The 14,257-nt window shown below is 57.4% G+C and carries 17 protein-coding genes; 4 read left to right on the top strand and 13 right to left on the bottom strand.

Features of this window, described 5'->3' with window-relative positions:
- Positions 1-40: 40 nt before the first annotated feature.
- From flgJ to flgB, 9 genes are read right to left on the bottom strand one after another with little or no spacing between them, the layout of a single operon-like run.
- Entirely contained in the window at positions 41-994 is a 954-nt protein-coding gene (flgJ, locus tag QQF33_RS25080; RefSeq protein ID WP_282494907.1) for a flagellar assembly peptidoglycan hydrolase FlgJ, read from the bottom strand.
- Positions 994-2,091 (bottom strand): flagellar basal body P-ring protein FlgI, encoded by a 1,098-nt coding sequence (locus QQF33_RS25075; protein ID WP_282494906.1) that lies wholly within the window; start codon positions 2,089-2,091, stop codon positions 994-996. The genes flgJ and QQF33_RS25075 overlap by 1 nt, the downstream gene beginning before the upstream one ends.
- Before the next feature lie 12 nt (positions 2,092-2,103).
- On the bottom strand, positions 2,104-2,802 hold the full coding sequence (flgH, locus tag QQF33_RS25070; RefSeq protein ID WP_282494905.1) for a flagellar basal body L-ring protein FlgH: 699 nt from the start codon (positions 2,800-2,802) through the stop codon (positions 2,104-2,106).
- A 57-nt stretch (positions 2,803-2,859) separates the two neighbouring features.
- Entirely contained in the window at positions 2,860-3,642 is a 783-nt protein-coding gene (gene flgG / locus QQF33_RS25065) for a flagellar basal-body rod protein FlgG (RefSeq protein WP_282494904.1), read from the bottom strand.
- 11 nt (positions 3,643-3,653) lie between these two features.
- A complete protein-coding gene (locus QQF33_RS25060) occupies positions 3,654-4,409 on the bottom strand; it encodes a flagellar basal body rod protein FlgF (RefSeq protein ID WP_282494903.1) in 756 nt (251 codons plus the stop codon).
- A gap of 20 nt (positions 4,410-4,429) precedes the next feature.
- Complete coding sequence (flgE, locus tag QQF33_RS25055; protein WP_285150777.1) at positions 4,430-5,638, bottom strand: flagellar hook protein FlgE; 1,209 nt, start codon at positions 5,636-5,638, stop codon at positions 4,430-4,432.
- Between the two features lie 25 nt (positions 5,639-5,663).
- Complete coding sequence (gene flgD, locus QQF33_RS25050; RefSeq protein WP_285158805.1) at positions 5,664-6,374, bottom strand: flagellar hook assembly protein FlgD; 711 nt, start codon at positions 6,372-6,374, stop codon at positions 5,664-5,666.
- 11 nt (positions 6,375-6,385) lie between these two features.
- Positions 6,386-6,790, bottom strand: coding sequence for a flagellar basal body rod protein FlgC (gene flgC / locus QQF33_RS25045; RefSeq protein WP_282494900.1), 405 nt, complete (start codon positions 6,788-6,790; stop codon positions 6,386-6,388).
- A gap of 3 nt (positions 6,791-6,793) precedes the next feature.
- The gene (gene flgB / locus QQF33_RS25040) at positions 6,794-7,210 is read right to left on the bottom strand and encodes a flagellar basal body rod protein FlgB (protein WP_282494899.1); all 417 of its coding nucleotides are present in this window, start codon (positions 7,208-7,210) and stop codon (positions 6,794-6,796) included.
- A gap of 158 nt (positions 7,211-7,368) precedes the next feature.
- Between flgB and flgA the strand changes: the two genes are divergently transcribed.
- The 3 genes from flgA (at position 7,369) to flgN (ending at position 8,841) form a co-directional block, all read left to right on the top strand.
- Entirely contained in the window at positions 7,369-8,028 is a 660-nt protein-coding gene (flgA, locus tag QQF33_RS25035; protein WP_282494898.1) for a flagellar basal body P-ring formation chaperone FlgA, read from the top strand.
- Positions 8,029-8,120: 92 nt separating this feature from the next.
- On the top strand, positions 8,121-8,414 hold the full coding sequence (flgM, locus tag QQF33_RS25030; RefSeq protein ID WP_282494897.1) for a flagellar biosynthesis anti-sigma factor FlgM: 294 nt from the start codon (positions 8,121-8,123) through the stop codon (positions 8,412-8,414).
- A 4-nt stretch (positions 8,415-8,418) separates the two neighbouring features.
- Complete coding sequence (flgN, locus tag QQF33_RS25025) at positions 8,419-8,841, top strand: flagella biosynthesis chaperone FlgN (protein ID WP_282494896.1); 423 nt, start codon at positions 8,419-8,421, stop codon at positions 8,839-8,841.
- Between the two features lie 59 nt (positions 8,842-8,900).
- Here flgN and murJ read toward each other — a convergent pair whose 3' ends face one another.
- The 4 genes from murJ to rimJ all read right to left on the bottom strand — a co-directional run bounded on the left by murJ (position 8,901) and on the right by rimJ (position 12,729).
- A complete protein-coding gene (gene murJ, locus QQF33_RS25020; protein ID WP_282494895.1) occupies positions 8,901-10,436 on the bottom strand; it encodes a murein biosynthesis integral membrane protein MurJ in 1,536 nt (511 codons plus the stop codon).
- A 120-nt stretch (positions 10,437-10,556) separates the two neighbouring features.
- Positions 10,557-11,480, bottom strand: coding sequence for a Gfo/Idh/MocA family protein (locus QQF33_RS25015; protein ID WP_285150778.1), 924 nt, complete (start codon positions 11,478-11,480; stop codon positions 10,557-10,559).
- 2 nt (positions 11,481-11,482) lie between these two features.
- Positions 11,483-12,133 carry a YceH family protein gene (locus QQF33_RS25010; RefSeq protein WP_285145849.1) on the bottom strand — a complete coding sequence of 217 codons (651 nt, stop codon included), beginning with the start codon at positions 12,131-12,133 and terminating at the stop codon, positions 11,483-11,485.
- A gap of 11 nt (positions 12,134-12,144) precedes the next feature.
- A complete protein-coding gene (rimJ, locus tag QQF33_RS25005) occupies positions 12,145-12,729 on the bottom strand; it encodes a ribosomal protein S5-alanine N-acetyltransferase (RefSeq protein WP_282494892.1) in 585 nt (194 codons plus the stop codon).
- A 289-nt stretch (positions 12,730-13,018) separates the two neighbouring features.
- On the opposite strand from rimJ, the gene mdtH reads away from it, so the two are divergent.
- Positions 13,019-14,227, top strand: a complete 1,209-nt coding sequence (gene mdtH / locus QQF33_RS25000; protein WP_282494891.1) for a multidrug efflux MFS transporter MdtH — start codon at positions 13,019-13,021, stop codon at positions 14,225-14,227.
- Positions 14,228-14,257 lie beyond the last annotated feature (30 nt).

Here is a 14,257-nt window from a genome sequence, read left to right as displayed (position 1 = left end):
TGATAAGGATTATCGACACCGCGCGCTCAAACTTGAGCCCTTAGAACAGATTTTCGATATCGGTGCTATAAGCCTTGCTCACTTTCTCGCCCATCGCTTTAAGCTGTTGAATCATCCCTGTCAGCTTGCGGGCATACTGCGGATCGGTCGCGTATCCGGCGTTTTGTAACGCCTGTGCGCCCTGCTCCGGCGTTGCGGCCTGCGTCACCGCGGCATAGCGCGGATTGCGGCTCAACAGCCCAACATAATCTGACAAGGCTTCGAGGTATGAACTGTAAACACGGAATTTGGCTTTGGTTTTCACCGCCGCGCCGTTTTCATATTCCGTGGTGGTGATCTCTGTGGTCGGCCCCTTCCATCCCGGCGTCGCTTTCACGCCGAAGATGTTAAAGCTCGGCTCGCCGTTCTCACGGCGAATCTGGCGTTGCCCCCAGCCGGATTCCAGCGCGGCCTGCGCCAGAATCAGGTGATGAGGCACCCCGCTCTGCTCACTCGCCAGACGTGCCGGGAGCGAAAGTTGTGCGAGGAAGTCTTTGCTGTCGCCAGACAGCGGTTCATCGCTCGGCCCGGACGGTTTCGGCATCGCTTTGCGTACCATCTGCGTCACGGCCTGGTTCTGATAGCTGGTCACCGTTTCAGGGTCAAACTTCATTGGCACTTGCCGGGACAGGGTTTCAGTCTGGATCCCCTGCGCCTGCTCCATCTGTTTGACGATCATATCGGCGAAGCCCAGCCCTTTCCCGGCGGTCATCTGCTGGGCAATCTGTTGGTCATACATGCTGGTGTAGAGCCGCGTCGAATCGCTGCTGAACATTCCGTCTTTCGGCAGCGCATCACGCATGCTTTTCAGCATCATCTGTACAAACATCCCTTCCGCCTGGCGGGCGACCGGGCGGAGGTTGGCCGCCGGGTCAGTGCCTGCTTTGGCTTTCAGGTCGTTGAGCGACTGGGCATCCCAGGCCGCACTAGTCAACAGCTTGCTATCACCCAGCATTAGATGATTTCCAGTTTCGCGCGCAGGCATCCTGCACTTTGCATCGATTGCAGAATCGACATCAGATCCATCGGTGTCGCACCCAGCGCATTCAGCGCCCGGACCACGTTGTTCAGGTTGGCGCTGGAACGCACGCTTTGCAGCGAGCCGCCGCTCTGGCGAAGATCGATCTGCGTTTGCGGTGTCACGACCGTCTGACCGCCGCCAAATGGCGTATCCGGCTGGCTGACGTTGGCCGAGCGGTTGACGCTGATTGAGAGGTTACCCTGTGCAACGGCGCAGCTGTCCAGCGTCACTTCGCGGTTCATGACCACGGATCCGGTACGCGAGTTGATGATCACTTTCGCGTCCTGGACCGGCACGTTAACTTCCATATTCTGGATATCCGCCAGCATACGTACCTGATTGCTGCTGCCGCTTGAGGTGCGGATCTGCACGGTACGGGCATCCAGCGCTGTGGCGCTGCCAAAACCGCGGCTGCGGTTGATGGTGTCAGCGATCTGCTGCGCCATGGTGAAGTCTTCGTTGTTCAGCTGCAGGTTGATGGTGTTCCCGGCGCCAAACTGCGTCGGCAGTTCACGTTCGATGATCGCACCGTTGGTGATACGTCCGCCGTTGAGCTGGTTCACCTGCACGCTGCTGCCGCCCGCCGATGCACCCGCACCGCCGACCAGAATGTTACCTTGCGCCAGGGCATACACCTGACTGTCCACGCCTTTCAGCGGGGTCATCAGCAGCGTACCGCCGCGCAGGCTTTTGGCGTTACCCATCGAGGAGACAACCACGTCGATGGTCTGCCCCTGGCGCGCAAACGCCGGGTAGGATGCGGTAATCATGACCGCCGCCACGTTTTTCAGCTGCATGTTGGTGCCCTGCGGGACGGTGATCCCGAGCTGGGACAACATGTTGTTCAAACTCTGAGTGGTGAACGGCGTCTGGGTGGTCTGGTCGCCCGTTCCGTCCAGGCCGACCACGAGGCCATAGCCAATCAGTGAGTTTTCACGTACGCCCTGTACACTGGTGAGATCGCGAATGCGGTCGGCCTGGGCGCAGGTCGCGACCAGGATCAACAGCATGGCGAAGAGGGATTTAAACATGGGTCACCTCGCTTACATCGGCGATAAATTAAGGAAGAAGCGTTGCAGCCAGCCCATATTCTGCGCTTCATTGATGTAGCCGTTACCGACGTACTCAATGCGCGCATCCGCCACCTGGGTGGACGGTACGGTGTTGGTGCCACTGATGGTGCGAGGGTTAACCACACCGGAGAAGCGAATGAATTCAGTGCCCTGGTTAATGGCGATCTGTTTTTCACCCACCACGTGTAAATTGCCGTTCACCAGAACCTGGTCGACGGTCACCGTGAGCGTACCGCTGAAGGTGTTGCTGGCGTTCGCGCCGCCTTTGCCGTTAAAGCTGTTGCCGCCAGAAGCGTTCACATCGGCACGCGCATTGCCAAACAGGCCCTGCAGATAGCGCGGAACGGTATCAAAACCGAAGTCGGTTTTGCCGTCGCGGCTGGCGTTCGCCGAGGAGCTTTTGCTCGCGCTGACGTTTTCCTGCAGCGCAATGGTCAGGGTATCGCCCACGTTACGCGGACGACGGTCTTCAAACAGCGGCTGATAACCGTAGTTAATCGGCTGCGCTGACTGGAAAATGGAGCCGTTTACCACCGGCGTCGGGCCGGGAACGGGTTGGGCGGTAGTCGCACCCTCTACCAGAGGTTTTGACGGGATCAAGGCACACCCGCTGAGGGTAACGGCCAGGACAGTCAGTATTGGATAACGAAAAACCGCGTTTTTTTGCATTGCCTTCATCTTCGAAAACAGGGAGCCGGTACGGCGGAAACCGCACCGGACTACACCTTAAAGTTGCGTCAGTTTTTGCAGCATCTGGTCGGTCGTCGACACTGCTTTGCTGTTAATTTCATACGCGCGCTGCACCTGGATCATGTTTACCAGCTCTTCCGCCACGTTGACGTTAGAGGTTTCGACATAACCCTGATACAGCAGACCTGCGCCATTCAGACCCGGCGTACTTTCATTCGGGGTACCGGAGGACTGGGTTTCGGTGTAGAGGTTCTCACCAATACTTTCCAGACCGGTATCGTTCATGAAGGTTGTCAGGTTCAGCTGACCCACCTGAACAGGCGCGGCCTGCCCCTGCTGAGTCGCGCTCACGATGCCATCACGCCCGATAGTAATGCTCAGGGTGTTCGCCGGAATGGTGATCGCAGGCTGGATCTGATAACCGCTGGAGGTCACCAGCTGACCATTCTGATCGACCTGGAAAGAGCCGTCGCGGGTATAGGCTGAGGTTCCGTCAGGCAGCTGCACCTGGAAGAAACCCTGGCCTTTGATCGCCACGTCTTTGCTGTTGTTGGTCTGGGACAGGTTACCCTGGCTGTGCAGACGTTCGGTCGCAACCGGACGCACACCCGTACCAATCTGCAGCCCTGACGGCAGCGTGGTCTGCTCGGACGACTGTGCGCCCGGCTGACGAATGGTTTGATAAAGCAAATCTTCGAAGACGGCACGCTGACGCTTGAAACCATTGGTGCTCACGTTCGCCAGGTTGTTGGCGATCACATCCATGTTGGTTTGCTGCGCGTCGAGACCCGTTTTCGCGATCCATAAAGAGCTGATCATAAGAAATCCTGTTAACTCATAGACAGCAGTTGGTTAGCACGGCCTTCGTTTTCATCGACGCTGGTGATAACCTTCATTTGCATTTCGAAACGGCGGGCGTTGGCGATCATATCGGTCATGGCTTCAACCGGTTTGACGTTACTGCCTTCCAGTACGCCGGACATCACGCGAATGCTCGGATCCGCCTGGAAGGTTGGGCCACGCGTGGTTTGTGCCTGTGCGGATGGACGGAATAAGCCGTCATCGCTGCGCACCACTTCCTTATCCTCGGCTTTCACCAGCTTCAGTTTCCCCACCGGGGCCACCGTGTTCGCCGGATCGCCAGGGTTCAGGGCCGATACTGTCCCGTCCGCCGCAATCGTCAGCTGCGATCCTTCCGGAACCGTCAGCGGACCCGCTTCGCCCATCACCGGACGTCCCTGGATCGTCAACTGACCCGCCGCATCAACCTGAATGTTACCGTTGCGGGTATAGCCTTCAGTGCCATCAGCCGCCTGTACCGCCAGCCAGCCGTCCTGTTGCATCGCAACGTCCAGCGGGCGAGAGGTGTAATCCAGCTGACCAGGGGTCATATTGGCACCTGGCGTAGAGGCGATAACCAGCGTACGCGTCGGCAATGTCAGCCCCTGGACCGGCACTGCGCGCAGTGCATTGAGCTGCGCACGAAAGCCCGACGTCGAGGAGTTTGCCAGGTTACTGGCCGTCACTGCCTGCTGATTTAACGTCTGGCTGGCAGCGCCCATCGCCGTATATATTGCGTGATCCATGACATCATCCCGTTAGACGATTAACGCAGGTTGACCAGCGTGTTGAGGATCTGATCCTGGGTTTTGATGGTCTGCGCGTTCGACTGGTAGTTACGTTGCGCGACGATCATGTTCACCAGCTCTTTACTCAGGTCGACGTTGGAGGCTTCCAGCGCGCCGTTGGTCAGGGTACCGAAGTTACCGGAACCCGCCGTACCGAGCAGCGCCACGCCAGAGGACTGGGTGGAAGACCAGACGTTGTCACCTTCAGATTTCAGACCTTCGTTGTTGGCGAAGTTCGCCAGCACGATCTGGCCCAGAACCTGAGTCTGTTCGTTGGAGTAGTTACCCACAACGGTGCCGTCATCGTTGATCTGATAGCTCACCAGGTCGCCCGGCTTGTAGCCGTTCTGGTTGGTTGCCACGATGTTGTTCGCGCCGGTGTTCTGCTGCATGGAGTTCGCAAAGTCCAGTGCAAAGGTCGCCGGTGTCGCACCAGGCATGGTCGCCGTCGTGACGTTAACTTTGCCACCGCCGGTCAGAACACCGTTGGCGTCAAAGGTCAGCGTGGTGGCCGTTGCGACAGGGCTACCTGCTACGCTGCCATCCTGGGAATAGACCTTCCAGCTGTTCGCGGCAGTGTCTTTGACGTAAAACAGGTTCATGTTGTGCGCATTACCCTGGCTGTCAAAGACAGTGATGGTCCCTTTTTTGTTGTAGGAATCCGGGTTGGTCGCATCAAACGGGGACACGGACGGCACGGCATCCGTGGAGTTCAGGTTGATCTGCTGAGACGCGTTGGTGGTGGACTTTGCCGCCATCAGCGTAGTCGGAATGGAGATCCCCTGCGGGTTCGCACCGGTCTGAACTGTTGGTGGCGTCCCTGCAACCGGATAACCGGTCAGCTGCAAACCCTGCATGTTGACCAGGTTACGGTTTTCGTCCAGCTTGAACTGGCCGTTACGGCTGTAAAACACAGAGCCGTTTTGGTCGACCATACGGAAGAAACCGTTCTGGCTGATCGCCACATCCAGCCCGCGGCCAGTGTTAGTGGTGGTACCGTCGGTAAAGTCCTGGGTGATGCCCGCAACTTTAACACCCAGACCCACTTTAGAGCCGGCAAACATGTCTGCGAAAGAGGCTGAACCTGATTTAAAACCATAGGTCGCGGAGTTGGCAATGTTGTTGCCAATGACGTCCAGGTTGGTGGCCGCAGCATTCAGGCCGCTGACCGCTTGAGAAAAGGCCATGACTTACTCCTGATAATGTTAAGTCTTAAATAATCTGTCGAACTTCGTCGAGTGTGGTGGTGCCAGAAGTACCCAAATCCAGTTTGTTGCCATCAGAGCCACGAGTCACACCCTGCACCAGAGCGAACTGCAGTGGCTGAGCCACCAGCTGAGTCGACCCGTTGCTGGCAGAAATCGCCACTTTGTAAGAACCGTTAGGTGCCATGGTCCCGTCAGTCAGGCTGCCATCCCAGGTAAAGGTATGGACGCCCGCTTTCAGATCACCAATGTCGATAGTGCGTACAACCACACCGTCTTTGTTGGTGATGGTGGCAGTGACAGTATCGGCCGGCTGTTGCAACTCAACGCCAAATGGCGTGGTTGTGGTGGTGCTGCTTCCCTCGGCGCCGCTGGTCCCAGCCAGAATGGTGGTCCCAGGGATCATCACGCCATGACCGATCAAGCTCGCAGCCTGCAAAGACTGGCTGTTGTCGATCTGGCCTGAGACAGAACCCAGCGTAGTGTTAAGTTTTTCGATGCCGCTCACGGTACTGATCTGCGCAAGCTGCGTGGTCAGTTCGTTGTTCTGCATCGGGTTGGTCGGATCCTGGTTTTTCAACTGCGCAACCAGTAACGTCAAAAAGCTGCTCTGTAAATCGGCAGCGTTATTCCCGGTTACCGAGCTGGAGCCGGCGGAACTACTCGCGCCGGTGACACCAGATGTGGTCGGGTCATTCATATTGACGGTGATGGACATGGGCGTTTCCTTTACTGACCGAGAGTAAGCGTTTTGAGCATCATGCTCTTCACGGTATTGAGCACCTCAACGTTCGCCTGGTAGCTGCGCGACGCTGACATGGTGTTCACCATTTCGCCGACCACGTCGACGTTGGGCATCTTGACGTAGCCGTTGGCGTCCGCCAGCGGATTGCCTGGCTCGAACACCAGTTTGTCCGGCGCCTGGCTCTCAACCACATCCGCCACTTTCACGCCGCCGGTTGCCGCGCCCGGCGCAGCATTGACCTGAAACACGACCTGTTTGGCGCGATAGGGCTGACCGTCGGGTCCGGTCACGCTGTCGGCGTTCGCCATGTTACTGGCGGCCACGTTCAGACGCTGGGACTGCGCGGTCAGTGCTGAACCCGCGATATCAAAAATGTTCAGTAAGGCCATAAATTAGTTGCCCCCCTGCAGGACGGTCTTCATGCTGTTGATCTGTCCGCCGAGAACGGTCAATCCCACCTGATATTTCAGGCTGTTATCGGCAAACTGGGTGCGCTCCCGGTCCATATCGACGGTGTTACCGTCCAGGGATGGCTGGTCGGGAATTCGGTAAAGTAAATCCGTAGAAGGCGCAGTCATTGCCTGAGCGGGAATATGGCGTGAAGACGTCAGCGCAAGGGAAACACCCGTCCCTTCCGCCCGTCCGCGATCCATCACTTTTTTAAGCTCACTGGAAAAATCCATATCGCGCGCCTGATACCCTGGGGTATCCGCATTCGCGATGTTAGAGGCCAGGACTTCCTGCCTCTGGGCGCGCAGATTGAGCGCTTCCTGTTGAAAACGTAACGCGGCGTCGAGTTTATCGAGCATGTCTCCTCCGCTGATGGCGAAATTTCAGCATGTAGCTTAAATCTCAACCCGTCCGCTTTATCGACGGAATAAACGCAAAATGCGTCGCTATTTGTTGCGTTGATAGGAAACCCTAAAGGGTAGAATTGTGTTAAATCCAGGAACCGCGGGAATTTGAGATGCTGACGTTTAAAAGTGGCCTTGCCGCAACCCTACTGCTGTTAAGCCCCCTGTCACAGGCGGCGGATCTTAACGCCCAGTTGAGCGCATTTTTTGCCGAGAAGCTGGCCGGGGTGAGCGATGACGTGACGGTCACGGTGAAGACGCAGCCTAATCTTCTTCCCTCCTGTGACCAGCCTTCGTTCAGCGTCAGCGGCAGCGCGAAGCTGTGGGGCAACGTGAACGTGCAGGCACGCTGTAATAACGAAAAACGTTTTTTACAGGTGGTGGTTCAGGCGACCGGCAATTATGTTGTCGCCGCTCAGCCGATCTCCCGCGGCAGCGTTTTACAGCCCGCTAACGTGGCCTTAAAACGGGGCCGTCTGGATGAGCTTCCACCGCGAACGATGCTTGATATTAATCAGGCACAGGACGCGGTCAGCCTGCGCGATGTCGCGCCAGGTCAGGCCATTCAGCTGTCGATGCTGCGCCAGGCATGGCGCATTAAAGCCGGGCAGCGCGTGATGGTGGTAGCAAACGGAGATGGCTTTAGTATTAATGGTGAAGGCCAGGCGTTGAACAACGCTGCGGTCGCCCAAAGCGCCCGAGTAAGGATGTCTTCAGGTCAGGTGGTGAACGGAACCGTCGGAAATGATGGGATTATTCTGATTAACCTATAATCTTTTTAAAGATTTCACGGCGGCTGCCGATAAATATTCAACAAATGATGATGTCAGGCGCCCACGCCGCGAACCTCTATGAGGACAACACTATGAGCATTGATCGTACATCGCCCCTGAAGCCGGTTAGCACTGTACAACCTCGCGAAACGACCGACGCGCCAGCCCTTAAAGCGCGTCTGGAAAAATCGTCCACGGCCAACAGCACCAGCGTCACCTTAAGTGATGCGCAGTCCAAACTGATGCAGCCGGGGACTAACGATATCAACATGGAACGCGTCGAAGCGCTGAAAACCGCGATTCGTAACGGCGAACTGAAAATGGACACCAGCAAAATTGCTGATGCGCTGATTCAGGACACGCAGAACTTCCTTCAGAGTAAATAACCGTATGAGTCGACTGTCAGAAATATTGGATCAAATGACGGTAGTCCTGAACGATCTGAAGACGGTGATGGATGCCGAGCAGCAGCAGTTATCCGCAGGCTACGTCAGTGGCAGCGCCCTGCAGCGCATTACTGAAGATAAAAGCTCGCTGCTGGCGACTCTGGATTATCTGGAGAAGCAACGTCGTGCGGAGCAAGACCCGCGACGCAGCGCCAACGACGATATCGTTGAGCGCTGGCAGACCATCACGGAAAAAACGCAGCACCTGCGCGATCTCAACCAGCATAACGGCTGGCTGTTAGAAGGGCAGCTTGAACGTAACCAGCAGGCGCTTGAGGTGTTGAAACCTCATCAGGAGCCGGGACTGTATGGCGCAAATGGCCAGACATCCAGCTCGCGCGGTGGTGGGAAGAAGATTTCGATTTAATCGCCCGAGCGATTAAGCGGGAAACGGGGAGCACCAGCAGGTGACTCCCCTTTAGTCGTTTATGCCGTGCGGCGAGCGAACTCTTTCACCTTAAAGCCCAGCACGGCGAGTGTCGCAAAGTAAGCCACAATCCCCACCACCACCACCGCCATCAGGCGCAGCAGACGATACGGCATGGTGCCGAGCGACCATTCCGGCATAACGTACATCATGCCCACCAGCGCCGCCGCCATCACCACGACCGCAATCAGCAGGCGAATCAGGAAACTCATCCAGCCCGGCTGCGGCGTAAAGATCTTCTGCTTACGCAGCTGCCAGTACAGCAGCCCGGCATTTAGACACGCCCCGAGACCAATCGACAGGGACAGACCGGCGTGTTTCAGCGGGCCAATAAACGCAAGGTTCATCAGTTGGGTCATCACCAGGGTGACTATCGCAATTTTGACCGGCGTTTTGATGTCCTGACGGGAATAGAAACCCGGTGCCAGTACTTTCACCACAATCAGCCCCATCAGGCCGACCGAATAGGCCACCAGCGCGCGCTGGGTCATCAGGGCATCAAAGGCGCTGAATTTGCCGTACTGGAATAAGGACACGGTTAAGGGTTTCGCCAGAATCCCCAGCGCCACGGCGCTTGGCAGCGCCAGCAGGAAGCACAGGCGCAGGCCCCAGTCCATCAGGCGGCAGTATTCATCGTGATTGCCGCTGGCGAAGCTGCGCGACAGCGACGGCAGGAGAATCGTCCCCAGCGCCACGCCCAGCACGCCGGACGGGAACTCCATCAGACGGTCGGCGTAGTACATCCACGACACGGAGCCAGAAACCAGGAACGACGCGAAAATGGTGTTGATGATCAGCGAGATCTGGCTGACGGACACGCCGAGAATGGCCGGGCCCATCTGTTTGATGACGCGCATCGCCCCCGCATCGCGGAAGTTAATGCGCGGCAGGACCAGCATGCCAATCTTTTTCAAATGCGGAAGCTGGTACGCCAGCTGCAGCACGCCGCCGACGGTCACCGCCCACGCCAGAGCCAGCACCGGAGGATTAAAGTGCGGTGCGGCAAACAGAGCAAAGCCGATCATGCTGACGTTTAAAAACGTCGGGGCAAACGCCGGAACGGAGAAGCGGTTCCAGGTGTTGAGGATCGCCCCCACCAGCGAGGCCAGGGAGATCAGCAGAATATAAGGAAAGGTGATGCGCAGCAGCTGCGTCGTCAGGGTGAATTTTTCCGCCGTATTGGCAAAGCCCGGTGCGGTCACCATGATCACCCAGGGCGCAGCCAGCATCCCAATGACGGTGACGACCGCCAGGGCCAGCGTCAGCAGGCCCGCGACGTAAGAGACAAACACGCGGGTCGCGTCTTCGCCCTGCTTGCTTTTGTACTCGGCCAGGATCGGCACAAACGCCTGCGAGAACGCCCCTTCGGCGAAAATACGGCGCAGCAAATTAGGGAGTTTGAACGCCACGAAGAAGGCGTCCGTTGCCATCCCGGCGCCAAAAACCCTGGCCACAATCGCGTCGCGCGCAAAACCGAGCACGCGAGAAAACATGGTCATCGAGCTGACGGCTGCCAGCGATTTTAATAAGTTCATTAACGTGAATTTCCACAACCACACGGCAAAACGCCTGCATAGCAGGCGTGAAAAGTGCGCTTAGTCTACCCGTATTTAAGCGAATTACTATCCGCAGATGTTACAGGGATTAAACTGTTTTTATTCGCTCATCGCCTCGCGCCAGAGCTTGTCCACGATGCGCTGGGCCAGGATCGCCTGTTCGCCCGCGGTTTCAGGAACCGTCTGATTTTGTACGCACTCGATGAAGTGACGCGCACAACCCGCAAAGCCGCGCTGCTCGAGCGTGCTCTGCCAGCCAGGGACTGGACGTGTCACCACCCCGCTGCCTTTTTCCTCACGCCATTCGCGCATATCGGTGACATCAATCAGTGCGCCATCGGTCACGGCCTGCACGGACTCGCGCTGGCTGCCCGCACGACGATGCATGCTGGTCGTTACCTGCAGATGCTCAAACGCAAAGTGATGCTCGGCATAAACCATCTCACCCTGATCGTTGGTTTGCAGGGTCCCGCTTTTCAGCTGCGCGTTGCCATTGGTCAACCACAGGGCGGTATCCACCACGTGGAGATAATCGTCCAGCAGGGTAAAACGCAGATCGTTTGGCCCAATGCTGTCGGTGCGGTGCTTGTCCATGCGCAGCGACGCCGCCGCGCCGAGCTGGGCTTTGAGATCCTGATACAAAGGCGCAAAGCGACGGTTGAACCCGACCATCAGAGTCAGATTTTTACGCGCCGCCAGCTCAATCAGACGCTCGGCGTCCGGCACGTTTTCCGCCAGCGGTTTGTCGACGCAGACGTGAACACCCGCGTTGAGCAGTTCGCTCACCACCTGATAGTGCGTTGCAGTCGAGGTGTGAACAAATACCGCGTCGCAGTCGCGCGCCAGATCGACCATAGAGGCGGCATACGGAATGCGCCAGGTGTCGCAGATCCGCTGCGCTTTTTCGCGCGTTGGCGACCATGCGCCCTGCAGCGTCCAGTCGGTCGCCGCGCCGAGAACCGGCAGCCAGGCCTTTTGCGCGATCCCGCCCAGACCGACCACGCCAATGCGTAATTTACTCACCGTTAGTCTCCTAAATGGGCCAGCAGAGAATCCAGTCGTTGCTTGAGCTCCGCCACTTCGTTTTCCAGGGCTTCAACGCGCGCCGCGAGAGTTTCATCCTCGGCGGGAGAGACCGCTTCAACGACATTAATCAGCGTTTCCACGTCGCCGCTAAAGAGGTGCATATAGCGGCTTTCGCGCTTGCCCGGCTCGCGCGCCAGGCGCAGGACGAACGGACCATCTTCGCGCGCGGCGAGGTTTTCCAGCGTCTGCTCCACCTCCTGCATATCGCTGAACTCATGCATTCTGGCGGCGCGGGAACGTAATTCGCCCGGCGTTTGCGGCCCGCGCAGCAGCAGCGTGGTGATCACCGCCACTTCGGCGCTGCTCAGTTTCAGATCGCCAAATTCGGAATTGCAAAAACGCTGTTCATACTTGGTGACGCGGTTGCCAAACCCGCTGACGGTGCGCAGATAGTGACGTTTGACCAGCGCGTCCAGATGCTCCTGAACTTCATGTTCACTCAGGTTGAGCACCGGCTCGCGGTTAGTTTTCTGGTTGCAGGCGAGGGTTACAGCATTCACTGACAGAGGATATTGCTCTGGCGTGGTGACCTGCTTTTCCAGCAGGCAGCCAATCACGCGCGCTTCTGTGGCCGTTAACTGATATTTCATGAGAGAGCTCCTTAGCGACCTGCGGTCCATTCTTTGGTGGTTAACGCCGTCAGCACGTGGTCACGCCACTCGCCGTCGATCAACAGATAATCTTTCGCGTAGCCTTCTTTCTCAAACCCCAGACGCGCCAGCAGATCGCCGCTGCGCTGATTGTGGGGCATGTAGTTGGCCATGATGCGATGGATGTGCTGGGAGCGCTGCATATAGCGTATCGCGCTGGTGAGGGCTTCGAACATCAGCCCCTGCCCCTGCCATTTCTGGCCGATGGAGTAGCCGAGATAACAGGCGTGGAATGAGCCGCGCACAACATTCGAGAAATTGGCGATGCCGATAATCTCTTTCTCTTCCGGGTCCAGCAGCGCGAAATAATAGGCGCTGCCCTGTTTATGAAATTCGGCAATCATCCCCAGGCGAGCCTGCCAGCCAGAGGGATAGCAGTGGCTTTCATCCCGAACGGGTTCCCAGGGCTTTAAAAACTGGCGATTCTCGGCGTAATAATCCGCCAGACGCCAGGCATCACGCTCATGCACCAGACGAACGACCAGTCTGTCTGTTGTCAGGCGCACTTTTGGCACATTACTGCGATAGCCAAACATCGATACCACTCCTTCCCGTCACTTCTGCTCTAGCTGTTAGCTTTACTATACCTGCGCCGGTGCTTTCTGTGAAAACAGTGACATACCCTTTTTCACAGAATTCACAAAATTCGATTAAAAAGCTGAATCAAACCACTCTTTTGATAAAAAAATATTGTCGCTGGATGGGTGGGAAAACAGACGCTAACCCCGCAGAATATTAGCGTGCTCACCTTTATATACACCTAAGCCTTCAGGCTCCCTTTTGGGCAGCCCGAAAGGTGATGTGTATTTCCCCTCTGGAGGGAAGATGTCCCGCGTATCACAGGCCCGGAGCCTGGGTAAATATTTCCTGTTGGTCGATAACATGCTGGTCGTGCTCGGCTTTTTTGTCGTGTTCCCCCTGATCTCCATTCGCTTTGTCGATCAAATGGGCTGGGCGGCATTAATGGTCGGCATTGCGTTAGGGTTGCGTCAGTTTGTTCAGCAGGGGCTGGGCGTGTTTGGTGGGGCGATTGCCGACCGCTTTGGCGCAAAACCGATGATTGTCACCGGCATGCTGCTGCGCGCGGCAGGCTTTGCCACCATGGGCATTGCGCACGACCCGTGGCTTCTGTGGTTCTCCTGCTTCCTCTCCGGGATTGGCGGCACGCTGTTTGACCCGCCGCGCACCGCGCTGGTCGTCAAACTGATTCGCCCGCAGCATCGCGGTCGTTTTTTCTCCCTGCTGATGATGCAGGACAGCGCTGGGGCGGTCGTCGGCGCGCTGCTCGGCAGCTGGCTGCTGCAATACGACTTCCGCCTGGTGTGCGCTACCGGCGCGGTCCTGTTTATTCTGTGCGCCGGGTTTAACGCCTGGCTGCTGCCGGCCTGGAAACTCTCGACGGTGAAAGCCCCCGTCCGCGAAGGTCTGGGTCGCGTGCTGGCCGATAAACGCTTCGTCACCTACGTCCTGACGCTGACCGGGTATTACATGCTGGCGGTGCAGGTCATGCTGATGCTGCCGATTATGGTTAACGACATCGCGGGATCGCCTGCGGCCGTCAAATGGATGTACGCCATTGAAGCCTGTCTGTCGCTGACGCTGCTCTACCCTATCGCGCGCTGGAGCGAAAAACGTTTTCGTCTGGAACATCGTCTGATGGCGGGCCTGCTGCTGATGACCCTGAGCATGATGCCGATCGGATTAGTCGGCACCCTGCAGCAGCTCTTCATCCTGATCTGCACCTTCTATATTGGGTCGATCATCGCTGAACCGGCGCGGGAAACCCTCAGTGCCGGGCTTGCCGATCCGCGCGCTCGCGGCAGCTATATGGGCTTTAGTCGTCTGGGTCTGGCCTTTGGTGGCGCGCTGGGATACGCCGGTGGCGGCTGGTTGTTTGATGCGGGCAAAGCGCTGAATCAGCCTGAACTGCCGTGGATGATGCTCGGCGTGGTGGGCTTTATCACCCTCATCGCCCTGTGGTGGCAGTTCAGCCCGAAACGCAGCACCAGCGGGATGCTGGAGCCGGGCGCATAAAGAGACATTTCGGGCGAATGGGACTCTTCC

Source organism: Lelliottia wanjuensis, from assembly GCF_030238365.1.
Lineage (GTDB): Bacteria > Pseudomonadota > Gammaproteobacteria > Enterobacterales > Enterobacteriaceae > Enterobacter > Enterobacter wanjuensis.
This window is presented reverse-complemented; position numbering and strand designations above follow the sequence as displayed.

Excerpts from the sequence above, each read along its gene's own strand:
- flgJ (WP_282494907.1), bottom strand. The coding sequence starts at position 994 with ATGCTGGGTGATAGCAAGCTGTTGACTAGTGCGGCCTGGGATGCCCAG.
- QQF33_RS25075 (WP_282494906.1), bottom strand. The coding sequence starts at position 2,091 with ATGTTTAAATCCCTCTTCGCCATGCTGTTGATCCTGGTCGCGACCTGC.
- flgH (WP_282494905.1), bottom strand. The coding sequence starts at position 2,802 with ATGCAAAAAAACGCGGTTTTTCGTTATCCAATACTGACTGTCCTGGCC.
- flgG (WP_282494904.1), bottom strand. The coding sequence starts at position 3,642 with ATGATCAGCTCTTTATGGATCGCGAAAACGGGTCTCGACGCGCAGCAA.
- QQF33_RS25060 (WP_282494903.1), bottom strand. The coding sequence starts at position 4,409 with ATGGATCACGCAATATATACGGCGATGGGCGCTGCCAGCCAGACGTTA.
- flgE (WP_285150777.1), bottom strand. The coding sequence starts at position 5,638 with ATGGCCTTTTCTCAAGCGGTCAGCGGCCTGAATGCTGCGGCCACCAAC.
- flgD (WP_285158805.1), bottom strand. The coding sequence starts at position 6,374 with ATGTCCATCACCGTCAATATGAATGACCCGACCACATCTGGTGTCACC.
- flgC (WP_282494900.1), bottom strand. The coding sequence starts at position 6,790 with ATGGCCTTACTGAACATTTTTGATATCGCGGGTTCAGCACTGACCGCG.
- flgB (WP_282494899.1), bottom strand. The coding sequence starts at position 7,210 with ATGCTCGATAAACTCGACGCCGCGTTACGTTTTCAACAGGAAGCGCTC.
- flgA (WP_282494898.1), top strand. The coding sequence starts at position 7,369 with ATGCTGACGTTTAAAAGTGGCCTTGCCGCAACCCTACTGCTGTTAAGC.
- flgM (WP_282494897.1), top strand. The coding sequence starts at position 8,121 with ATGAGCATTGATCGTACATCGCCCCTGAAGCCGGTTAGCACTGTACAA.
- flgN (WP_282494896.1), top strand. The coding sequence starts at position 8,419 with ATGAGTCGACTGTCAGAAATATTGGATCAAATGACGGTAGTCCTGAAC.
- murJ (WP_282494895.1), bottom strand. The coding sequence starts at position 10,436 with ATGAACTTATTAAAATCGCTGGCAGCCGTCAGCTCGATGACCATGTTT.
- QQF33_RS25010 (WP_285145849.1), bottom strand. The coding sequence starts at position 12,133 with ATGAAATATCAGTTAACGGCCACAGAAGCGCGCGTGATTGGCTGCCTG.
- rimJ (WP_282494892.1), bottom strand. The coding sequence starts at position 12,729 with ATGTTTGGCTATCGCAGTAATGTGCCAAAAGTGCGCCTGACAACAGAC.
- mdtH (WP_282494891.1), top strand. The coding sequence starts at position 13,019 with ATGTCCCGCGTATCACAGGCCCGGAGCCTGGGTAAATATTTCCTGTTG.